This is a genomic window from Janthinobacterium sp. SUN118, assembly GCF_030397695.1.
Classification (GTDB): Bacteria; Pseudomonadota; Gammaproteobacteria; order Burkholderiales; family Burkholderiaceae_D; genus Janthinobacterium.
In genome coordinates this window covers 2,219,899-2,240,328 of the sequence record NZ_JAPUBV010000001.1, presented here as the reverse complement: position 1 = coordinate 2,240,328, position 20,430 = coordinate 2,219,899, and the positions used below count along the sequence as shown (strand labels likewise).

The following is a 20,430-nucleotide window of genomic DNA, read 5'->3' as shown; positions in this document are numbered from 1 at the left end:
CTTATTTTTTTTCTGCGACTGCCGGCACCCATACCGCCAGGCTGACGCGCCCTAGTCCGCCCCTCCATTACGTCAGGGGCGGCTTGCTTTTTTGGAGACATGCATGAAATTTCGTTTCCCTATCGTCATCATTGACGAGGATTTCCGTTCTGAAAATACGTCCGGCCTGGGTATTCGCGCCCTTGCCGCCGCAATGGAAAAAGAAGGCATGGAAGTGCTGGGCGTGACCAGCTACGGCGATTTGTCGCAATTTGCCCAGCAGCAATCGCGCGCGTCGGCCTTCGTGCTGTCGATCGACGATGAGGAATTCGGTTCCGGTTCCGTCGAAGACACCGATATCGCCCTGAAGTCGCTGCGCGCCTTCGTCGAGGAAATCCGCTACAAGAACGCCGACATCCCTATTTATATGTATGGCGAAACGCGCACCTCGCGCCATATCCCCAACGACATCCTGCGCGAACTGCATGGTTTCATCCATATGTTCGAAGATACGCCGGAATTCGTCGCGCGCCACATCATCCGCGAAGCGAAATCCTACCTGGACGGCCTGTCGCCGCCGTTCTTCCGCGCGCTCGTGCATTACGCCAACGACGGCTCCTACTCGTGGCACTGCCCCGGCCACTCGGGCGGCGTGGCCTTCCTGAAGTCGCCGATCGGCCAGATGTTCCACCAGTTCTTCGGTGAAAACATGCTGCGCGCCGACGTCTGCAACGCCGTCGAGGAACTGGGCCAGCTGCTCGACCATACCGGTCCGGTCGCCGCCTCCGAGCGCAATGCGGCGCGCATCTTCAATGCCGACCATTGCTATTTCGTCACGAACGGCACGTCCACTTCGAACAAGATGGTGTGGCACTCGACCGTGGCGCCGGGCGACATCGTCGTCGTCGACCGCAACTGCCACAAGTCGATCTTGCATTCGATCATCATGTGCGGCGCAATTCCCGTGTTCCTGATGCCGACGCGCAATCACCTGGGCATCATCGGCCCCATCCCGCTGCACGAATTCACGCCGGAAAGCATTGCCCGCAAGATCGAGGCGAATCCGTTCGCGCGCGAAGCAAAAAACAAGAAACCGCGCATCCTGACCATCACGCAATCGACCTACGACGGCGTGATCTACAACGTGGAAACCCTGCGCGAGATGCTGGACGGCAAAATCGACACCCTGCACTTCGATGAAGCATGGCTGCCGCACGCCACCTTCCACGATTTCTACAAGAATATGCACGCCATCGGCAAGGACCGTCCGCGCGCCAAGGAATCGATGATCTTCTCGACCCAGTCCACGCACAAATTGCTGGCCGGCCTGTCGCAGGCCTCGCAGATCCTCGTGCGCGAATCGGATACGGTCAAGCTGGACCAGGATGCCTTCAACGAGGCTTACCTGATGCACACCTCGACCTCGCCGCAGTATTCCATCATCGCGTCGCTCGACGTGGCCGCGGCCATGATGGAAGCGCCGGGCGGCACGGCCCTGGTGGAAGAATCGATCATGGAAGCGCTCGATTTCCGTCGCGCCATGAAGAAGATCGACCAGGAATGGGGCCAGGACTGGTGGTTCCAGGTGTGGGGGCCGGACAACTTCAACGACGAAGGCATGGGCGAACAGGCCGACTGGATGATACGCGCCGAGGACGACTGGCACGGTTTCGGCGACCTGGCTCCCGGCTTCAACATGCTCGACCCGATCAAGGCGACCATCGTCAACCCGGGCCTGTCGCTGGACGGCCAGTTCGGCGACACGGGCATTCCCGCGTCCATCGTCACCAAGTACCTGGCCGAGCACGGCGTCATCATTGAAAAATGCGGCCTGTATTCGTTCTTCATCATGTTTACCATCGGCATCACCAAGGGCCGCTGGAATACCCTGCTGACGGCGCTGCAGCAGTTCAAGGACGATTACGACAAGAACCAGCCGATGTGGCGCATCCTGCCGGAATTCGCGGCGGCCAACCCGCGCTACGAGAAGATGGGCTTGCGCGACCTGTGCCAGCAGATCCACGACTTCTACAAGGCCTACGACGTGGCGCGCCTGACGACGGAAATGTATCTGTCGGACATGATCCCGGCCATGAAGCCGTCGGACGCCTTCGCCAAGATGGCGCACCGTGAAATCGAGCGCGTCGCCATCGACGACCTGGAAGGCCGCATCACGTCCATCCTGCTGACGCCGTATCCACCGGGCATCCCGCTCTTGATCCCGGGCGAACGCTTCAACAAGACCATCGTCGACTACCTGCGCTTCGCGCGCGACTTCAACGAGCGCTTCCCTGGCTTCGAGACGGACGTGCATGGCCTCGTGAAACGCGAAGTCGACGGCAAGCGCGGCTATTTCGTCGACTGCGTCAAGATGGACGACTAGTGACGGCTCATCCAGTCGCGCTTTGCGGCCGGCGATGCTCACCGTACGAAAGTACGGCTGCGCTTCCTGGCCACAAGGGGGCGCCGGGCCTCGCTGCCGCCCGCTACGATCGGATGACCCGTGGTGACGTTCGTTGAACTGCACGCATTAGCGCCACCTTTCAGGTGGCGTTTTTCATTTCCGGCTACCGCGCACGCTTGCGCCAGATCAAACGGCTGGGGTGACGTGCTCCTAAGATGGGCGACTCCTGCCCTCGAGGAGGGATGGCTATGGCGCTCAAGGTGTGGCTGGAAATCGTGCAGCAGGCGGCGGCTGGCAGTGGCGCCTTGCTGTCTGCAGCCTTGAAGCAGGCTCAGGTAACTATCGTGCCGCACCGCGACAGCGAGCGCGACGGCCATGGCATCATCCTGTTTTCGCACGCCGATGCGGCCTTGCTGCAAACGCTGCCCGCCTTGTGCCAACGGGCGCGCGTGCTGGCGATTGCCGCCTGCGGCCAGCCCCTGAGCTGCGCGCAACAGCGGGCCGTGATGGCGGCCGGCGCGCTCGACGTGCTGCTGTGGCCGCCCGGCAGCGCCGATGCCGGCCAGGTGCTGGCGCGGCTGCAGCGCTGGCAGGCGGTGGCGCAGTTGCTGGCATCAGGCGCCGTGCGCCGGCACCTGGTGGGCGACAGCGCCGCCTGGAATGCCTTGCTGCACCATGTGGTGGAAATGGCCGCGTTCAGCCAGGCGTCGATGCTCATCACGGGCGAGACGGGCACGGGCAAGGATTTACTGGCGCAACTGATCCATCGCCTCAGCAACTGCAGGGGCGAGCTGACCATCCTCGACTGCACCACGCTGTCGCCGGAACTGGCCGGCAGCGAGCTGTTCGGGCATGAACGGGGCGCCTTCACGGGCGCGGCCGGCGCGCGCGACGGCGCCTTCGCCCTGGCCGACGGCGGCGTGCTGTTCCTCGACGAAGTGGGCGAACTGCCCCTGCCCCTGCCCCTGCAGGCGCAGCTGCTGCGCGCCATCCAGGAACGCAAATACAAGCGCGTGGGCGGCAGCAGCTGGCAGCCGACGCAGTTTCGCCTCGTCTGCGCCACCAACCGCGAGCTGGAGGGCGAAGTGGCGCGCGGCGCCTTTCGCGCCGACCTGTATTACCGCATCGCGGGCTGGCATTGCCAGACACCGCCGCTGCGCGAGCGCCAGGACGACATCCTGCCGCTGGCCCGGCATTTCCTGGCCGAACTGGCGCAACAGTCGCCGCCCCCGCTCGACGCCGCCGTGCGCGAATACCTGCTGCTGCGTGACTACCCGGGCAATGTGCGCGAACTGCGCCAGACGGTCACGCGCATCTGGCACCGCCATTGCGGTCCCGGCCCCATCACCATCGGCGCCCTGCCGCCCGAAGAACGGCTGCTGGTGCCGCCCTGGCCCGACCCGCATTTCGAAGCGGCCATCCGGCGCGCCCTGAGCCTGTCATGCATCACGCGCTGCGCCACCGACATGGCCATCCGCCTCGTGCTGGCGGAAGAGCACGGCAACAACCAGCGCGCCGCCGCCCGCCTGGGCGTGACCGACCGCGCCCTGCAGATACGCCGCAAGGCAGCCGCCTGCGCGGCGCAGGCGGCTGCGACATCGGCCACGCCGGCCGCCCCTTGATGCTCCCTTGATCCACCTCAAGCCAGCCGTGCCAGGCGCAAGAAATTGCCGCCCGTGATCAGCGCCGCGTCCAGCGGCGGCAGGTTCAGCAAGTGGATCTTGTGCAGCTCCAGGCCCGGATGCAGCCAGGGCCCGTCCGAGCCGAACAGGATCTTGTGCGGCCCGGCGCGCCGCACGGCCTGCTCCAGCAAGTCGAAGCGGCGCACGCCCGAGCTGTCCGTGTAGATGTTCGCGTGCCGCGCCAGGTGATCGATCAAGGCCAGCTGCGCCGCCCAGTCGTCGCCGAAGCTGCCCAGGTGGGGCAGGATGAAATTGACGTCGGGATACTGTTGCGCCAGCAATTCGGCCACGGCCACCTCGCCGGCCGGGTCGTACAGCACGGGCAAGCCGAAGGCGCGCGCCGCATCGCAGAGCTCGCCGCTGATGCGCGCGTCCAGGCGGTGCGCCTTGATGCCGACAAAGCCGTAGCGCTCGACGGCCGTGCGCACCAGGTCCATGATGCGCCCCCGGTCGCGCCGCGCATGCACGAAGGCAAAACCGTAGTAGCGCTGCGGATCGCCGGCGACAAGGCGCGCCACGCCGTGGTTGGCGATGGCGTAATCGGAATGGAAGGTGGCAAACAGCACGCTGCGGGCGATGCCGGCCGCCCGCGCGCGGCGCAGGTACGCTTGCAGCGGCGCATCGCTGTCCCACGGTCCGCTCAAGCCGTCGCCGGGACCGGCATGGCAATGGCAGTCGATGACGGGAACCACGCCGCCCTCCCCGGCCGCTGGCCGCTCAATTCCAGTCGCCCATCACGACGATGCGGTTGCCGCGCCGGCGCCAGCGCCCGCTCTCGTCCTCGCTGTCTGGCGCGGCCGAACGGAAGTGCGGCAATTGCTGGTGCAGGGCCCGCGTCAGCGCGCTTTCCACGGCGCGCGGACTGCCATCGCCTTCGGTGGCCAGGCGCGCCGCCTGCCCCGCGATGCGCACGAAGCGGCGCGCCATCTCCAGTTCGCGGTCGGCTGGCGCCCCGGCCGCCATTTCCAGCTCCAGCGCATTGCTGGCGGCCCGCCCCAGGGCCGAGCCCATCGCCGTGCCCACGCCCGGTATGGGGATCATCGAGCCGAGCGCGCCGCCGACAAAGGGCAAGGCCGTCTTGGCCACGGCTTTCAAGGCGCCGCCCAGGGGCTTGGCCACCTTGGCGATGGTCGAGCCCACCTTCTTGACGCCTTTCCACACGCTCTTGAAGACCTTGCCGAGAAACTGGTCGAGTTCGTCCTCGCTGGACACTTCCAGCAATTCCATGGCCAGTTGCAGCTCTTCCTCTTCGCTCATGATGGCCGCAGCGCTGCCCTTGCCGGGCCAGTCCTGGCCGAATTCCAGCACTTCAAACGCGGCGCCGGCACGTTGCCGGCATTGCGCGCATTCACATTCGAGTCGGTGCATGATGCTCTCCTTCGCTGAGTTAGGGCGCTTCAAGTCCACAATTCACCGAGCACGGCCAGTTCCAGCTCGCGCCGCTGGTTGGTCAGCACGCCGCGCTGGTGGGCAAACATGTCGTCGTGGATGCGCTGCTCGATGCGGCGCCGCTGCGCCGCCGAGGACAGGGCCGCCACGTACACCTGGTGCATGCTCAGGTCGACGCCCATCATCTGGCTGCACAGGCGGTGCTGCAGCAGACGCCGGTGCAGGTCGTCCGTCTGCCCGCTGTAGGCGCGGCGGCGCCCGCCCGCATCGAATTCGATCACATACAGCCCGGGGCCGCGGCCATTCGGATCGCGCAAGGCGTCGGCGAGCGGTCCCAGCGCCTGGTAGCGCAAGGCAGCCGCTTCCGGTACCCGCCCCAGGGTGCCGGCCAGGGTGGGCGGGATTTCGCCCTGTTGCTGGTCATCGTCCGCGCTACCCTGGTCCTGTCCCTGATCCAGGTCAGGCGCCTGATCCGGCGCCTGCTGGTCGCCAAATGCAGGCTCCGGCACGGGATAGGCCGCCGGATAGATGGCCGGATAGACGGGCGCATTGCCGCCCCAGCCCCGGAAGCGCGGCGGCAGGTAGGGCAAGGGCGGCGGCGGGCGCGGCGGACGGCGCCCCTGGTAGCGCGACGGCACGGGACGGCGCTGTCCGCGCAGCGGCGGGCGCGCGCGCAGGCCGCCGCTGCGTAGGCCGCCGCGCGGGCCGCCGGGACGCGGGCGCTCGCCTTCCCACTCGCCTTCGTCCTCCCCGATCCACTCCCCTGCCCACTCTGTCGCCCATTCGCCGGCCCACTCCTGCTCCTGCCCGCCAGTTGCCTGAGGCTGCCCCACAAAGGACAGCATTTCAAATGCCTCGTTCATATCGCCTCCTCGTGTGATGTTCAAGTAGCGCCATGGCCTGCGCCAACTGCGCCGGTGCATGGTCCGCCCGCAACAAAAAAGTCAGTGCTCCGCTGCCGCCCCCCGCTTGCGCCAGCGCCAGCACGCCGGCCTCGCGCAAGGCGTCCTGCAGGCCGGCGCGGCCTGGCAGGCGCTGCACGGGAAAGCTGCCGCCACGGCAAGCGATACCGGCCGCCGCCATCGCGGCCCGCCATTGCGCCACATTGGCCGCCAGCCTGGCGCGCAGGGCATCGCCATGCCGCGCATTGAGCGCCAGCGCCCGCCGCGCCGCCGCCAGCACGGCCGCCGATGGCGGACTGGCATGCACGCGCGTCTGGCTCTGCGCCGCAAAGCGCCGCAGCAGGCTGGCGCTGCCCGCCAGCACGGCCAGCGGCACGCCGAAGCCCTTGGCCAGCGAAGCGCCGATGAGCAGGTGGCCGCCATCGCCGTCGTGTCCGTCCCGCAAACCATGTTGCCGTGCCGAACCGCCACCGTGCGGCCCCGAGACGCCCAGCACCTGCGTATCGTCCAGCAGCAGGTAGCCGCCACCGTGCCGCGCGATGGCCGCGTAGCTGGCCAGCGGCGGCGCCGCGTCGCTGCCGGGCACATAGCCATCGGCCAGGATCAGGGGCCGCCGGCCGCCGCGCCTGGCGGCCGGCCCGCCATTGCCCCAGGCCGCCGCCAGCCGGCGCAGCGCCACCACGTCGCCGGCCGGAAACACCTGCAGCGGCAAGCCCAGCGCCTGCGCGCGCTCGGCGCCCCAGCGCGCGATGGCATAACTGCCGCCGTCGACGAGGATCACCAGCCGTTCGGCCGCCAGCATGCCGAACAGGTCCCAGAACAGGTGCAGCGTCGACGGCAGCACGCAAGCCGCCTCGCACCCCTGCAGCGCCGCCAGGTCGGCCGCCACCGCCTGCGCGCCCGGCGGCTCCCGCAGGGCCGCCGGCTGGCCCAGGGTCAGGCAGCTCCACGGCGCCAGCTGGGCCGAGGGGTGGCGCATGCCCAGGTAGAGGGCGCTGGTAAAGTCGAGCATGCACCCGCCCCGCTCCCACCCTAGACGCTGCGCAGTTGCTGGCTCAAACGCTGGCGCAGCAGCACCGAGGGCATGGTCGCTTCGACCACCGGGTCGCTGCTGTCGACGGACAGGTCGACCCCGGTGGCGGCACGGTAGCCGTGGATGTAGCCCTGCACTTGCGGACGCCAGAAGCGTGCCCAGTTGAACGCCTGCGTCGGTTCATAGATGTCGCTCCAGTTGCCATAGCGCACAGACAGCAGCAACTGTTCGCCGAAGATGGCCAGGTTGCGGAAGTGCATCACGCTCGTATCGGTCCAGCCTTGCAGTTTCTTCATGGCGTCGACGCGGTCCATCCACGGTTCCGGATACGCCACCATCACGCGCGTGGGCAGGAATTCGCGGAATTCGGGCCGCGCCAGCATCCATTGCTGCATCAGCATCTCGATGCGCGCCGTCGATGGCAAGTCGCCGAACTGGTTGTGCGCGCCCTGCGACAGGATCAAATGGATTTCCTTGAGCGCATTCAGCACGGGGAAGGCGTCCGCCTTGACGGTGGTGTCGTCGTCCTGCTTGTAGAACGAGGTGAGCAGGCGCAGCAGGTGGTGGAAGGCTTCGAGGAACTTCGAGCGGCTGTCGGCTGGCCGGAAGTGCTGGACCGCCTTGCCGTCGAGACGCACGCCGTAATGGTGGTCGTACTCGTAATTGCGGCGCACCACGGTCAGCCGGTGCTGCTCATCTTGCGTGTACCCCCACAGCAAGTTATTCAGCGGGCGCAGCATGTCGATTTCCGTATTCGACAGCGGGTCGAGGCCGCCGCCGGGCGCGCGCAGGTTCTGGAAGCGCTGCGTGATGGCATTCATGGTCTGCACCAGCATGCCCTCTTCATGCCAGTACGACCAGATCAGTTCCAGCAGGCAGGGATTGGCCAGCTTTTCCTGGATGATGCCAAAGCACAGGTCCACTTCGCCTTCCTGGCCGCGCGGGATGCTGATCGGGATGTCGGGCAGCTTGCGGCGGATCACGGCCAGATACGGCAAGGTCTGGACGCCGTCGATGTTTTCCAGGTAGTCGTTGCGCAGCACGGTTTCCAGGTCGCATCCCTGGGGAATGTCGCGCCGGTCCAGGTATGCGTTGTCTTCGGCCGGATTGAAGGCCAGCGGCTGGTTCAGCACGCCGCAATTGACCATCACGAACGCTTCCGTCGCCACTTTCAGCACGCGGTAGGAATCGGAATCGGAAAACGGCAGCGCGCGGCGCTGCTTGAGCTGCTGGAACATGTCGGCCTTCTTGACGAAGCGTTCCTGCTCGAAGCCGCGCACGCTCGCCAGGTCGCCGCAGAACAGGCTGTCCATGAAATGCAGGTAGTTCGTAAACGACATGGCCTCGGTACTGTTGCGTATCAGGGTCCACAGCGGCAAATCCTCGGTCGGCTCCGTTTCCGTGCGCGTCAGCGACACCCCCACATTGCCCGTGATCGGCGATGGCTGGCGCTCTTCCGTCTCGTAATCGGCATCCACGGCCAGCATGGCGTTCGGGCTGAGGCCCTCCGGCACGGGCAGCGCACCAAGCAGCTCCGGCCGCTGCGACAGCATCATCTGCGCGCCGAAGCGGTGCATGCCGGCGCGCCGCACGGGCGTGGAAAACGCGTTTGGCGTGCCGCGCATGGGCACCCACGGCGAGGCGGCCAGCACCTGCACCAGGTCGCGCCCATCGGCGCTTTGATCGCCGTCAAACGACACGCTGGCGATGGCGCGGTCGCCCACGCGGCCGAAATTGCAGTCGCTGGGGTGGCAGTCGGCCGTTTCAAACGTCAGCCCCACCTGCGGGTTGAGCTGGGGCTTGAAGCACAGCACGGCGCTGCAGCCGGACTGCACCGTCACGCACTGGGGCGCCGTGGCCGGAAAATTGCCGTACCGCCCCACGTAGCTGCCCGTCGCCAGGTCGGAAAACACGGTGCAGCCATTGCCATCGGTCCAGCGCACGCCGACCAGCATGGCCGGATCGGCCACCCACGTGGCGGCATTGAAATTATGGCAATCGGCATCCAGCCCCCGGTACAGGCTGACGGCCGCGTTGACGACCCGCACCCCGCTATCGTGCTCGTGCACGGTGACGGCGATGCTGCCGCCCCGGCTTTTCGGGCCCGCCTGGCCCGCCGCCCCGCCCTTGCCGCTCATTTTGCTGCTCATCTTGCTGCTCATGTCATTCTCCTCAATGGATAATCAAACGGGATGCCGGGGGCGGCACCGTCCCGCCAGCCTGACGGCCATGCCGCACGACATCGGCGCACAGTTCCGACGTGTCCAGGGTGCTGCGCAAGGCCCAGTGCGTCAGCAGGCGTCCCAGCAGCTCGCTTTCGTCTTCGGGACTCAGGCTGCCGCTGGCGCGCGCCTGGCCCAGCACGGCAAACACCAGGGTGGGCGCGGCCTCGTACATCTGCCCGGGCGCCAGGTTCCAGCTGCGAAACAAATGGCCCAGCCTGGCCGGCTGGCGTGCCTGCACTGCCATGCTTTCGGCCAGCGAGGCGCCGCGCAGGGCCGGTGGCCGGTGCTGCACCAGCAGGCCGACCAGGGCCGCCATGCTCGCTTGCAGCTGCTCCAGCAGCCGCTGCTGGAACAAGGGCAGGCCCGCCAGCGGGTAGTACGACAGCCACAGCTGCTCCAGGCTGCTCCATTGCGGGTGCGGATACAGGGCCCGGCCCATGGCGCAGCTGAGCCTGACCCGCAGCCACGGCACCGGGTGGGGATCGTCCACGTTGAGGCGGAAGACAAACACGCGCGGCAGGCTGACGACGCCGATCAGGCCCAGGGTGGCGGCCACGCCGACGCGCGCCAGCGACCAGAAATCGGCCACGATCTCGGAGATCCACCGTTCCCACAGCTGCCACACGTGCACGGCGCCGCTGCCGCCATGCTGCATCGCTTGCAGCACGGGCCGCAGCGAAGCCACCAGGTCCAGCAGCGCCGCGCCCTGGTGCCCCACCTCATGCACCAGCGAAGAAGCGATGCTGCTGCCGATCATGCGTTCGCGCGGCAGGCGGATGATGGCAACGGGATTGTCGCCGCCGCCTGGCAGGCGCGTGCGCGCGCGGCGGATGGCCGCCCCCGGCCCCCGGTCCAGGTAGCAGATCACGGGCGGCGCCTGGTACACGTCGCCAGGCAGCGCCAGCGCGTCGGCGGCGACGATGTCGAGGCCGGCCAGCCACACGCCCGTCTTGTGCTCGCTGCGCTGCGTGATGACCTCGTTGAACAGGTCGAACTGGGTCAGCGCGGCATTGAATTTCAGGCGCAGGAAGGTAAACCGGCGCTGCGCCTCGGCGGCCGTGGCCATGCTGGCGCCGTCGGCCTGCTCGCGCCGCAGCCACCACTGGAACTGGGCCACCATGCGCCGCAATTCGCGCCGGCCCTGCACCAGCTGGCTTTCGATGGCCGACTGGGCGCTGGGCATCAGGGCGGCCGCCAGCACCGTCGGCTCGATCAGCGCGAACGGCTCCAGCCGCGCCAGCCGCGTCAGCAGCGAGCGCGCCTCCTGCGCCAGCATCCAGGCAGCGTAAGCGCCGATGGCCATGATCTCAGACGCCGTAGAGGACGATCTTGTGGCCCTGCCGCGCCCAGCGGCCGCTGGCCGGGCGCATGCCGGCCTGGCTGCCGGCGCCGTTCTGCGTGGCGACCTGGCTGCCCGGACGCGCCAGCAGTCCGGGCGCGAACTGGCGCGCCGCGGCGCTGGCCGCCGCCTGGGCGATGGCGCGCGGATCGCCCGAACCGCGTGCCTGGGCCGCGCGGTTGACGGTATCGGCGGCCAGGCGCACGAATTGCTTGGCGCCCTCGAATTCGCGGTCCTCGTTCGATGACGCTTCCGCCTCCAGGCCCAGCGCGCTGCCGGCGGCCGAGGCCAGGCCGCTGCCGATCTTGGCGCCCAGCGGGCCGCCGAAATAACCGCCGATGGCGCCGCCAGCCAGCGGAATGGCTTTCTTCGCCACACCCTTGAGCACGCCGCCGATGGCCTGGCCCACGGGCGACTTGATGATGCCGCCCGCCACGGAGGCGGCCTTGCGCAGGAAATTGCCGAGAAACTGCTCGAGTTCGGCCTCATTACTGACCGACAACAATTCATTGGCCAGCTCCATTTCTTCCGCCTCGGAAAACATGGCGTTCGAGCCACCCTCGCCGCTCCACTCGCCCTGGCCAAATTCGAACTGTTCCGCCTCAAAGCCGGACATCTCCTGCCCATATTCCAGGGTCGTACGATCTATGTCATGCATGATGAACTCCTAAAAGTTGAAACCTCAGTTGACCCTACCGTGCCGGATGGCATGACCACCCGGCTAACCATCGAACACGACGATGTGCCCGCCTTCGCGGCGCCAGTAGCCACCGTCCCGCCCCGGCCCTGGCGTTTGCGCCGCCTGCTTGAGCAAGCCTGGCGCCAGGGTGCGCGCCGCTTGCAGCACTGCTGCCTCCACCCGCGCCGCCGGCGTGCGCGCGGCGGCGCGCCCTTGCCGCGCCAGCTCCGTATTGACGGCGTCGATCAGATGCACGACATGGCGCGCCAGTTCGAATTCCTTGTCTTCCGGACTCAGTCCCTCCAGTTCCATGCCGAAGATGTGCGCGGCACGCTGCCTGAGCGCCTGCGCGGAACCGCCATGCAGGGGCAGCATGGGCGCCACCACCCTGCCCAGCAACTGGCGCAGCGGTCTTTCCAGCGGCGTGCCGCGCACCTGCCGCCCCGCCACCGTGCCCGCCAGCTGGCGCGCGAGGAAAGCGTCGAAGCGCCCCGGCGCCGGCACTTCCAGCAGCTGCGCGGCCAGCGCCAGTTCATCCTCGTGCTGCAAGGGCAGCGTGCCCGGCGACTCGGGCAATTCCATTTCGGGACGGTAGGCAAGCAGGCGGCTGGTCATGGCAGGCTCCGGCAAAACACAAGGGAAGGCACGCGGCCCATGCCCTGTTGTCGCAAGGGCCGTGCCAGCAGGGAGTCGGGGGAATGGAGGGCGCGGCGGCGAACGGCGTTTCGCCGATGGCGTAAAAACCATGGTTTCCGGCGAAGCTATTTTCGCTGTGTCCATGATTTTTTAAACAAGCTTAATTCGAGGGAATTTTTACGTCATGCATCGACCACAAGTAGGCGTGCACGCAAAAATATTTTTCCATTTACAAAAAATAAAGTTCCCTCAAATTGAGCAGATCATCCGGCAACTTCGCCAAAAAACTTATCAATTTAAAAGATGGACAAGACATAAATATTCTTTTGAGAACGCACTTCCAGTAAGTAAGCTCTACAATTACGAGGTCAGAATTTGATTGCCATAAAGAAACTAAATGATCTCCCCTACTTTGCGCCGCTTATTCGCAACCGTAACACTCCTGAGTTTGCTTGCCGCCTGTGGCGGTGGTGGCGACAGCCCGGCTACCCCGGTACAGAAACCCGATGTCTCGGTGGTGCCGCCGGCAACGGTGGAACCGCCCGTCACGGTGGTGCCGCCCCCGGATGTGACGCCGGGCGAGCCGGCGGTCCCCGGGGAAACCGTCCCGCCGCCACCGCTGACCATCCCACCCGCCGTGCAGGCGACGACCTTCACGCGCCAGCAGGCGTCGCGCTTCCTGGGCCGGGCCACGTTCGGCCCGAATATGGCGGCCATCGATGCGCTGGCCGCCAGCGACAGCGACGCCTGGTTCAAATATCAGTTTTCCAGGCCGCAAACCTTGCATCGCAAATATATCGATGCGAAGTTTCCACCGGCGGGCGCGACAGCCAGCAAGGCCTTGCCGCAGGATTTCTATGAAACGTTCTGGCAGCAGGCCGTGCGCGGCGACGACCAGCTGCGGCAACGCACGGCATTCGCCTTGTCGGAAATTTTTGTCATTTCCACGCAAAACGAAGCCGTGTGGCCGCACGCACGGGGTGTTGCCAGCTATTACGACATGCTGGGGCAACATGCGTTCGGCAACTTCCGCACGCTGCTGCAAGGCGTCGCCACGCACCCGATGATGGGGCTGTACCTGTCGCACCTGCGCAATCAGAAGGAATCGGCGACGCGTACGCCGGATGAAAATTTCGCCCGCGAAGTCATGCAATTATTTACCATCGGCCTGTACCAACTGAACGCGGACGGCAGCTTGAAATTGTCCGGCGGTAAACCCATCGACACCTACTCGCGCGACGACGTGAGCGGCCTGGCGAAGGTGTTTACGGGCTGGAGCTGGGCCGGCCCGGACCAGGGCGCCAACCGTTTCAACGGCAGCGTTGCCGACCCGGACCGCGACTGGAAACCGATGCAGAATTACGCGGCCTTCCACTCCACCGGTGAAAAACGTTTCTTGGGAGTCAGCATTTCGGGCGCGACCAGCGGCGAAGCCGACCTGGCGCAAGCCCTCGACACCCTGTTCAACCATCCGAACACGGGACCCTTCTTTGGCCGCCAGCTGATCCAGCGCCTCGTCACCAGCAATCCCAGCCCCGCCTATGTAGGCAGGGTCGCCGCCGCATTTGCCAACAATGGCGCGGGCGTGCGCGGCGACATGCAGGCCGTGCTGCGCGCCGTGCTGCTCGATCCGGAAGCGCTGGCCCCGGCCGGCACGACCTTGCGCACGGGGAAGCTGCGTGAACCGCTGGTACGCCTGGGCAACTGGATGCGCGCCTTTAACGCCAAGGATGCCGCTTCGCAATACCGCATCTATTATCTGAGCGATCCGCTCACGGGCCTGGGCCAGAATCCCATGAATGCGCCATCCGTCTTCAATTATTTCCGTCCCAGCTATGTGCCGCCCAATTCGCCGCTGGCCACTGCGGGCCTGGTGGCGCCGGAAATGCAGATCACGGCGGAGCCGTCCGTCACCGGCTATCTGAACTTCATCCAGGATGCCATCAGCGGCGGCGTGGGAGAAAGCGCCGAAGTGAAGGCGGACTATGCGGCCGAACTGGCCCTGGCCGACCAGCCGGCGGCCTTGCTCGACCGCGTCGACCTGCTGCTGTTGGCCGGCAACATGTCGGCCAAGCTGCGCGGCACCATCCTGTCCGCAGTCAACAGCGTGCCGATTCCGGCCGCCAACGGCAGCAATGCCGCACAAGTCAATCTCGCACGAACCTACCGCGTACGCCTGGCCATTTTCCTGTCGATGGCCTCGCCTGAATACCTGGTCCAGAAATAAGGAAGCCGCATGTCCCAACTCCCCCCTTTTTCCCGCCGCCGCTTCCTCGGTTCCATGCTGGGCCTGGCCGGCAGCACAGCCGCGCCATTCGCCCTCAACCTGGCCGCCATGGGCCAGGCCGCCGCCCAGTCGGCCGATGACTACAAGGCGCTCGTATGCCTGTTCATGGCCGGCGGCAACGATGCCTTCAACACGGTGCTGGCGACCGATACGCCTTCCTGGAATGAATACCTGCGCCTGCGCAACACGGGCGGCAATGATTCGATCCACCTGCCCGCCGTCGGCGCAGCCGGTGGCGTGCTGCCCATCGTGCCGGCCACCGCGCAAGCGGGACGCAGCTTTGCCCTGCATCCCGCGTTGGGGCCGCTGAAAAGCCTGTTCGATGACGGCCGCGCCGCCGTCGTCGCCAATGTGGGCACCTTGATCCAGCCCGTCACCCTGGCGCAATACAAGGCGGGCAGCGTGGCCTTGCCGCCCAAGCTGTTTTCGCACAACGACCAGCAATCGACCTGGCAGTCGGGCTTGCCCGAAGGGGCCAGCGTGGGCTGGGGCGGTCGCCTGGGCGACCTGGTGGGCACCGGCAACAGCAACGCCATGTTCACGGCCGTGTCCGCGGCATCGAACGCGCTGTTCCTGAGCGGGCGCCAGGTGCGCCAGTTCCAGGTGGGCCAGGCCGGGGCGGTGCCGATACGCAATATCAACCTCAGCGGCAGCCTGTTCGGCACGGCACAGGGACCAGCGGCCTTGCGCGAAATCATCACGACGGCCGGCAGCGACATGATGGAACAGGAATATGTGGCCACGGTCGGGCGCGCCATCTCCAGCCAAAGCATCCTCAGTAGCGCCATGCTGCCGGCCGGCCCGGGCGGCGTGCCCAATCCCCCGCCCTATGTCAATCCGAACACGGGCGCGTCCGGTGCCAATCCGCTGGCCGTGCAATTGCAGACGGTGGCGCGCATCATCGGCGGGCGCGGCCCGCTGGGCGCGAAACGCCAGGTGTTTTACGTGACCTTGGGCAGTTTCGACACGCATGACCGGCAAAAGGCGCTGCATGCCGACCTGATGGCGCGCGTTGCGCATGCGCTCGCGTATTTCGACACGGCCCTGGCCGCGCTGCAGGGCGCCGACATGCGGCGCCAGGTGACGACGTTCACGGCGTCGGACTTCGGCCGCACCTTCAGCAGCAATGGCGACGGCACGGACCACGGCTGGGGCGCGCACCACTTCGTCGTCGGCGGCGCCGTGAAGGGACGCGACATCTACGGCGCCTTCCCCACCACGGGCGTGGGCCATGAACTCGACGTCGGCTCCGGCGCCCTGCTGCCCACCACGTCGGTGGACCAGTACGGCGCCACCCTGGCCAGGTGGTTCGGCGTGGCCGACAGCCAGCTGGCCAGCGTGTTCCCCAACATCGGCAACTTCAGCCGGCGCGACCTGGGCTTCATGGCCGCCTGAACACTGGGCGCCTAGCCGTTGACGGCGATGCTCAGGGTAACGACATAGCCATCCGTGGCGCTGCCCGTCACCGTCGCCATCTGCAGGCTGGTGCCGTCGCTGAAGACGTTGTCGGTGGCATAGCTGATCTGCGCCAGGTTGCGCACGCTGGCCGTGTAGCCGCTGGCCGTATAGGCCTCGTTCAATGTTGCCATAGGGAACGTAAACTGCGACGTCTTGATGCGGTTCGCGGCACTGGCCGCCTTCGCCAGGCTGGGATAGACCTCGACATGCACGTGCGGCATGCGTCCTGCGTAGCAGCCGGGAAAGATGGTTGTAAAGCTCAGCGTGCCGGCGCCGTCCGTTTCCTGCACGCCGCGCAAGTAATTCTGCGCCGTCACGCCGCTCGAATACAGCGAATACAGGCCGTCGCGGTCGCAATGCCACAGGTAAATGGCGTAGCCGGCCAGGCTGGCACAGCCGCCGCTGGCGTTAAGCAATTGCAAGTTGATGGTCAACGGCACGCCGGCCGCCACGCCCGTGGCGCCGTTGAAGCTGGCACGGATGTCGCTGCGCACGACGCCCGACTGGTTCAGCACGTTGACGATGCTGCCGCCATGCGTGTTCGTGCCGTCGGCCGGATACGGCCCGCCCGTTTCCTCGGGGATCACCACGCAGGCGCCCGTGGCGGGGACGGTGGGCGTCGCGACCGTGCCTGCGCCGTTCGCGCCCGCGCCGCTGCCGGCCACGGCCGTCGTGCCGGCGTCGGAACCGCCGCCGCAGCTGATCAGGGGCAAGCCGGCCGCGCCCGCCAGCAGCCAGCGCAAGACCTGGCGCCGCTCGGCCACCAGCGCAGCCATCATTTCGAGGTCGGATGCCAGACCGTGGTCATGTAAGTCCATAAATACTCCATCAAGTGGGGCAAGCCCGCCAATGCCGGGTTCAGGCTGGCGCACAGGAACAGGGCTTGCACGGCCCGTTCCGCGAGCGCTTTCCTGACAGCAAGGGCGAACTGGCGTTCCATGGTTCAGGCCACTGTATCGGGCAGCCTAGCGCTGGCGCGCAGCCGACTGGACGCGCTCAACGGCCTGGCCGCGTGGTCCGGGGCCGTCTTCGCGCCGGCGCTCCACCTGCTGGCGCTGTTCCGGCGTCAGCACGGCCAGCAATTGCTGGTCCAGCCGCGCCTGTTGCAAGCTGATCTGCGCCATCGCCTGGGCCGCCGTGTTCGCCAGCGTGGCGGCCCTGGCATCGTCATAGGCTGACGAGGCGGCCAGTTCGCGCAGCTGCTCATGGGCCTTGAAGGCGATCTTGTGCTGTTCGCGCAGCAGCGGCGCCTGGGCATAAGTGGCGGCGAAGACCTTGTCCTGCTGCGCTTCGCTCAGCTCGACGCCGCGCAGGAATGGCGGCAAGCCCGCCCCGGCACCGTGGCCGAAGCCGGGACCGGGACCGGGACCGCGTCCGGCTCCGGGCGGCGCGCCCTCCATCGGATGCGGCGGCGGGCCGTCGGAAGCCGTCGCCTGCTGGGCCAGGGCGACGAGCGGCATGCTGCAGGCCGACAGCAGCAACAGGGAGACGACTATGCTCAGGTATTTCATGGGACATTCCTTTCGTGGCGATCAGCCTTGATTGTCGGCGTCCGCCATGTAAAGCAGCGTTAGGGCGGCGTAAAAGCGTGTAAAGGAATGTAAGCAGGCATGTGGGCGGGAATGGTCGCAGGAACGGGCGCGCCGGCATGTAAAAGTGGGTAAAACGGCCGTGAACACCCGCGTTTGGCTGCTATCATCGGGCGATATCCACCGAAAAAGTACAGGCATGAGCAAGGTTTTGTTAATCGACGACGACGTCGAGCTGGTCGGCATGTTCCAGGAGTACCTGACGCAGGAAGGGTTCGACGCCAAGGCCGTGCACGACGGCGAAAGCGGCGCGGCAGAAGCCCTGTCGGGCAAGTATGCGATCGCCATCCTCGACGTCATGATGCCGCGCATGAATGGCCTGGAAACGCTGCGCCGCATCCGCGCCGGCAGCAACCTGCCCATCCTGATGCTGACGGCGCGCGGCGACGACACGGACCGCATCGTGGGCCTGGAACTGGGCGCCGACGATTACGTGACGAAACCATGCACGCCGCGCGAACTGACGGCGCGCATCCGCGCCATCCTGCGCCGCGCGCAGGCGGCGCCGCACGACAACGGGGGCACGGCGCCGCTGGCCGTGGGCCAGCTGACGATGTGGCCGGAGCAGCGCCGCGCCGCCTGGGCCGGCACGCACCTGGAACTGACGAGCACGGAATTCAACCTGCTGGAAGTGCTGGTGCGCCACGCGGGCAAGCCCGTGAGCAAGAATCAATTGTCGGAACTGGGCCTGGGGCGGCCCATGGCCCGCTTCGACCGCAATATCGACGTGCATTTGAGCAGCCTGCGCCGCAAGCTGGGCAGCCTGGCCGATGGCCGCTCCTGCCTGCAAACCGTGTACCGGCTCGGCTACCAGCTGATCAAGGAGTAAGCCGTGGGCCGATTGTTCTGGAAGTTTTTCCTGTGCATCATGCTGGCCCAGGTGACGGCCACCATCGGCATCGGCGGCACCTTCTGGCTGAAAAACCGCGCCGCCCTGCAGGAACGGGCGCTCGACATCGACACCAGCCCGCCCGCGCAAATGGCCATCGAAGCGGCCAGCGCCACGCTGGAAGCGGGCGGCAGCGGGGCCCTGCTCCAGTTCCTCAGCAAGATGGAGCGGCTGCGCGTGTTTGCCGTCGATGCGCAAGGGCACGAATTGATGGGACGCAATGTCCACCCCGCCATGCTGCTCAAGGCGCGCACCTTGCTGGCGCAGCCGCAGTCGCATCCCGTCGTGCGCGAGGCGGGCGGCAGCGACGGCAAGCGCTACCTGCTGTTCCTGCCCTCGTCCGAACGCTTCCGCAATGCCGAGGCAGGCGCCGCGCGCGATACCCTCAATGCCGTCACCATGAGCGGTCCGCGCGGCATGCCGCCAGGGCCACGGTCCGGCGCAGCAGGCGCCGCGCCGCCGCGCCCGCAGTTCGAACGGGGCCCGCCGCCCGGCCCGCGCCTGGACAGTCCTTACCGCACCTTCATTCCCCTCGCAGCCGCCATCGCCGCCAGCCTGCTGTTCGCCTTCCTGCTGGCCTGGTACTTTGCCCGTCCCATCCGCGACCTGCGGCAGGCGTTCGAGGCCGCATCGCATGGCGACCTGGCGCCGCGCTTCCACGCCAGCAGCAAGCGCGGCGACGAATTGACGGACCTGGGCCGTGATTTCGACCGCATGACGGGACGCTTGCGCCACCTCATGGATAGCCAGACGCGCCTGCTGCATGATGTCTCGCACGAGCTGCGCTCGCCGCTGGCGCGCCTGCAGGCGGCCATCGGCCTGGCCCACCAGCAGCCGGAAAAGATGGCCGCCTCGATGCAGCGCATCGAACGCGAAAGCGAGCGCATGGACAAGCTGATCGGCGAGCTGCTGACCCTGTCCCGGCTGGAAGCAGGCGCCGTGCAGGGGGGCGCCGCGCAACCGCACAGCGAAGACGTCGCCATCGCCGACCTCGTGCACGATATCGTGGCAGACGCCCGCTACGAGGCCGGGGCGCGCCAGGTGGCCATCGCCGTGGCGGGCGACGCGGCCAGCGCCGACGCCATGGTCACGGGCCAGCCGGAATTGCTGGCGCGCGCCGTGGAAAATGTCGTGCGCAATGCCGTCAAGCACAGCCCGGACGGCGGCACGGTGGACGTGGCGATGTCGCGCCAAGACGATGGCAGGCAGGCAATGCTGCGCATCGCCGTGCTGGACCGGGGGCCGGGCGTGGCCACGGCCGACCTCGCCAGCATTTTCGAACCGTTCTTCCGCGCCAGCCCTACCCGGCACAGCACGGATGGCCATGGCCTGGGCCTGGCCATCGCCCGGCACGTGATCGGCGCCCATGGCGGCCGCATCGGGGCCAGCCTGCGCGACGGCGGCGGGCTGTGCGTGGAAATGCTGCTGCCCGTGAAAACGCCAGGCTGAGCCATCACGGCCAGCCTGGCGCAGGGGATGGCCAGCCGCCCTGTTACGCCTGCGTATCGATGATGCTGCCCAGGGTGGACGAGGCCGATGCGGCCGGGCTGGTGGCCGTATCGGCGCTGCCGGCCGCCTGCATGCTTTGCTGGGCCGCCTTTTGCGCGGCGGCGGCCTGCAACTGGGCAATTTGCGCCTGCAAGGCCTGGATCTGCTGCGCCAGCTGCTGCTGCAGCTTTTGCGACGTTTCCGTCTGCTCGCCCTTCTGCGACTCCGTCAATTCCTTTTGCGCCGCCGTGATCTGCTTTTGCAGCGCCGCGATTTGCGAGCTGCCGCCCGAACTGCTGCTTCCCGCGGCACTGACCGCGCCGCCTGTACCGATTGCCGCTACCATGATGCCTCCTGTGTGTGTCGATACCAATGTTAACGGCACGGGCAGCTGCGCATGTAGTGGCGCGCGTGTAAAGCCAGGTAAAGACGCCGCTCCGGCGCACGCTTG

General features: G+C 66.9%; 18 protein-coding genes. 6 read left to right on the top strand and 12 right to left on the bottom strand.

All coding sequences use genetic code 11. The annotated features are described in order from the left end of the window. Window positions 1-103 precede the first annotated feature (103 nt). Together O0880_RS10110 and O0880_RS10105 are read left to right on the top strand one after the other, a co-directional pair. Window positions 104-2,362 carry an arginine/lysine/ornithine decarboxylase gene (locus tag O0880_RS10110; RefSeq protein ID WP_071323284.1) on the top strand — a complete coding sequence of 753 codons (2,259 nt, stop codon included), beginning with the start codon at window positions 104-106 and terminating at the stop codon, window positions 2,360-2,362. A gap of 263 nt (window positions 2,363-2,625) precedes the next feature. Then, window positions 2,626-4,005: a sigma 54-interacting transcriptional regulator gene (locus tag O0880_RS10105; protein WP_289886270.1), complete on the top strand. Its 1,380-nt coding sequence runs from the start codon at window positions 2,626-2,628 to the stop codon at window positions 4,003-4,005. A 17-nt stretch (window positions 4,006-4,022) separates the two neighbouring features. Here the strand turns inward: O0880_RS10105 and O0880_RS10100 are convergent, their stop codons facing one another. The 8 genes from O0880_RS10100 to O0880_RS10065 all read right to left on the bottom strand — a co-directional run bounded on the left by O0880_RS10100 (window position 4,023) and on the right by O0880_RS10065 (window position 12,247). Then, on the bottom strand, window positions 4,023-4,757 hold the full coding sequence (locus O0880_RS10100) for an amidohydrolase family protein (RefSeq protein WP_289886269.1): 735 nt from the start codon (window positions 4,755-4,757) through the stop codon (window positions 4,023-4,025). A gap of 25 nt (window positions 4,758-4,782) precedes the next feature. Next, window positions 4,783-5,433 carry a hypothetical protein gene (locus O0880_RS10095; RefSeq protein ID WP_289886268.1) on the bottom strand — a complete coding sequence of 217 codons (651 nt, stop codon included), beginning with the start codon at window positions 5,431-5,433 and terminating at the stop codon, window positions 4,783-4,785. A gap of 29 nt (window positions 5,434-5,462) precedes the next feature. Beyond that, a complete protein-coding gene (locus O0880_RS10090) occupies window positions 5,463-6,317 on the bottom strand; it encodes a hypothetical protein (protein WP_289886267.1) in 855 nt (284 codons plus the stop codon). Continuing rightward, window positions 6,301-7,368 (bottom strand): aminotransferase class I/II-fold pyridoxal phosphate-dependent enzyme, encoded by a 1,068-nt coding sequence (locus O0880_RS10085; protein ID WP_289886266.1) that lies wholly within the window; start codon window positions 7,366-7,368, stop codon window positions 6,301-6,303. Before O0880_RS10085 ends, O0880_RS10090 begins: the two co-directional genes overlap by 17 nt. Before the next feature lie 20 nt (window positions 7,369-7,388). Then, window positions 7,389-9,551, bottom strand: coding sequence for a hypothetical protein (locus tag O0880_RS10080; protein ID WP_289886265.1), 2,163 nt, complete (start codon window positions 9,549-9,551; stop codon window positions 7,389-7,391). A gap of 10 nt (window positions 9,552-9,561) precedes the next feature. Next, a complete protein-coding gene (locus tag O0880_RS10075; RefSeq protein WP_289886264.1) occupies window positions 9,562-10,917 on the bottom strand; it encodes a hypothetical protein in 1,356 nt (451 codons plus the stop codon). Between the two features lie 4 nt (window positions 10,918-10,921). Next, window positions 10,922-11,611: a hypothetical protein gene (locus tag O0880_RS10070; RefSeq protein WP_289886263.1), complete on the bottom strand. Its 690-nt coding sequence runs from the start codon at window positions 11,609-11,611 to the stop codon at window positions 10,922-10,924. Between the two features lie 63 nt (window positions 11,612-11,674). Beyond that, on the bottom strand, window positions 11,675-12,247 hold the full coding sequence (locus O0880_RS10065; protein ID WP_289886262.1) for a hypothetical protein: 573 nt from the start codon (window positions 12,245-12,247) through the stop codon (window positions 11,675-11,677). A gap of 418 nt (window positions 12,248-12,665) precedes the next feature. Between O0880_RS10065 and O0880_RS10060 the strand changes: the two genes are divergently transcribed. Together O0880_RS10060 and O0880_RS10055 are read left to right on the top strand one after the other, a co-directional pair. Continuing rightward, window positions 12,666-14,495, top strand: a complete 1,830-nt coding sequence (locus tag O0880_RS10060) for a DUF1800 domain-containing protein (protein WP_289886261.1) — start codon at window positions 12,666-12,668, stop codon at window positions 14,493-14,495. A gap of 9 nt (window positions 14,496-14,504) precedes the next feature. Next, entirely contained in the window at window positions 14,505-15,950 is a 1,446-nt protein-coding gene (locus tag O0880_RS10055; protein WP_289886260.1) for a DUF1501 domain-containing protein, read from the top strand. An 11-nt stretch (window positions 15,951-15,961) separates the two neighbouring features. On the opposite strand, the gene O0880_RS10050 is transcribed toward O0880_RS10055, so the two are convergent. From O0880_RS10050 to O0880_RS10040, 3 genes are read right to left on the bottom strand one after another with little or no spacing between them, the layout of a single operon-like run. Beyond that, a complete protein-coding gene (locus O0880_RS10050; protein WP_289886259.1) occupies window positions 15,962-16,831 on the bottom strand; it encodes an intradiol ring-cleavage dioxygenase in 870 nt (289 codons plus the stop codon). Further along, a complete protein-coding gene (locus tag O0880_RS10045; protein ID WP_289886258.1) occupies window positions 16,789-16,953 on the bottom strand; it encodes a hypothetical protein in 165 nt (54 codons plus the stop codon). Before O0880_RS10045 ends, O0880_RS10050 begins: the two co-directional genes overlap by 43 nt. Before the next feature lie 25 nt (window positions 16,954-16,978). Further along, window positions 16,979-17,524 (bottom strand): periplasmic heavy metal sensor, encoded by a 546-nt coding sequence (locus tag O0880_RS10040; RefSeq protein ID WP_289886257.1) that lies wholly within the window; start codon window positions 17,522-17,524, stop codon window positions 16,979-16,981. A gap of 217 nt (window positions 17,525-17,741) precedes the next feature. Between O0880_RS10040 and O0880_RS10035 the strand changes: the two genes are divergently transcribed. Beyond that, window positions 17,742-18,431 carry a response regulator transcription factor gene (locus O0880_RS10035; RefSeq protein ID WP_289886254.1) on the top strand — a complete coding sequence of 230 codons (690 nt, stop codon included), beginning with the start codon at window positions 17,742-17,744 and terminating at the stop codon, window positions 18,429-18,431. A gap of 3 nt (window positions 18,432-18,434) precedes the next feature. Then, on the top strand, window positions 18,435-19,940 hold the full coding sequence (locus tag O0880_RS10030; RefSeq protein ID WP_289886253.1) for an ATP-binding protein: 1,506 nt from the start codon (window positions 18,435-18,437) through the stop codon (window positions 19,938-19,940). Between the two features lie 43 nt (window positions 19,941-19,983). Here the strand turns inward: O0880_RS10030 and O0880_RS10025 are convergent, their stop codons facing one another. Next, window positions 19,984-20,325 (bottom strand): FlxA-like family protein, encoded by a 342-nt coding sequence (locus O0880_RS10025; protein ID WP_289886252.1) that lies wholly within the window; start codon window positions 20,323-20,325, stop codon window positions 19,984-19,986. Window positions 20,326-20,430 lie beyond the last annotated feature (105 nt).

Bases quoted from the DNA above. Each gene is read 5' to 3' on its own strand.
- O0880_RS10040 (WP_289886257.1), bottom strand. From the start codon at position 17,524: ATGAAATACCTGAGCATAGTCGTCTCCCTGTTGCTGCTGTCGGCCTGC.
- O0880_RS10070 (WP_289886263.1), bottom strand. From the start codon at position 11,611: ATGCATGACATAGATCGTACGACCCTGGAATATGGGCAGGAGATGTCC.
- O0880_RS10045 (WP_289886258.1), bottom strand. From the start codon at position 16,953: ATGGAACGCCAGTTCGCCCTTGCTGTCAGGAAAGCGCTCGCGGAACGG.
- O0880_RS10035 (WP_289886254.1), top strand. From the start codon at position 17,742: ATGAGCAAGGTTTTGTTAATCGACGACGACGTCGAGCTGGTCGGCATG.
- O0880_RS10085 (WP_289886266.1), bottom strand. From the start codon at position 7,368: ATGCTCGACTTTACCAGCGCCCTCTACCTGGGCATGCGCCACCCCTCG.
- O0880_RS10095 (WP_289886268.1), bottom strand. From the start codon at position 5,433: ATGCACCGACTCGAATGTGAATGCGCGCAATGCCGGCAACGTGCCGGC.
- O0880_RS10055 (WP_289886260.1), top strand. From the start codon at position 14,505: ATGTCCCAACTCCCCCCTTTTTCCCGCCGCCGCTTCCTCGGTTCCATG.
- O0880_RS10065 (WP_289886262.1), bottom strand. From the start codon at position 12,247: ATGACCAGCCGCCTGCTTGCCTACCGTCCCGAAATGGAATTGCCCGAG.
- O0880_RS10025 (WP_289886252.1), bottom strand. From the start codon at position 20,325: ATGGTAGCGGCAATCGGTACAGGCGGCGCGGTCAGTGCCGCGGGAAGC.
- O0880_RS10050 (WP_289886259.1), bottom strand. From the start codon at position 16,831: ATGGACTTACATGACCACGGTCTGGCATCCGACCTCGAAATGATGGCT.
- O0880_RS10080 (WP_289886265.1), bottom strand. From the start codon at position 9,551: ATGAGCAGCAAGATGAGCAGCAAAATGAGCGGCAAGGGCGGGGCGGCG.
- O0880_RS10105 (WP_289886270.1), top strand. From the start codon at position 2,626: ATGGCTATGGCGCTCAAGGTGTGGCTGGAAATCGTGCAGCAGGCGGCG.
- O0880_RS10110 (WP_071323284.1), top strand. From the start codon at position 104: ATGAAATTTCGTTTCCCTATCGTCATCATTGACGAGGATTTCCGTTCT.
- O0880_RS10090 (WP_289886267.1), bottom strand. From the start codon at position 6,317: ATGAACGAGGCATTTGAAATGCTGTCCTTTGTGGGGCAGCCTCAGGCA.
- O0880_RS10075 (WP_289886264.1), bottom strand. From the start codon at position 10,917: ATGGCCATCGGCGCTTACGCTGCCTGGATGCTGGCGCAGGAGGCGCGC.
- O0880_RS10060 (WP_289886261.1), top strand. From the start codon at position 12,666: ATGATCTCCCCTACTTTGCGCCGCTTATTCGCAACCGTAACACTCCTG.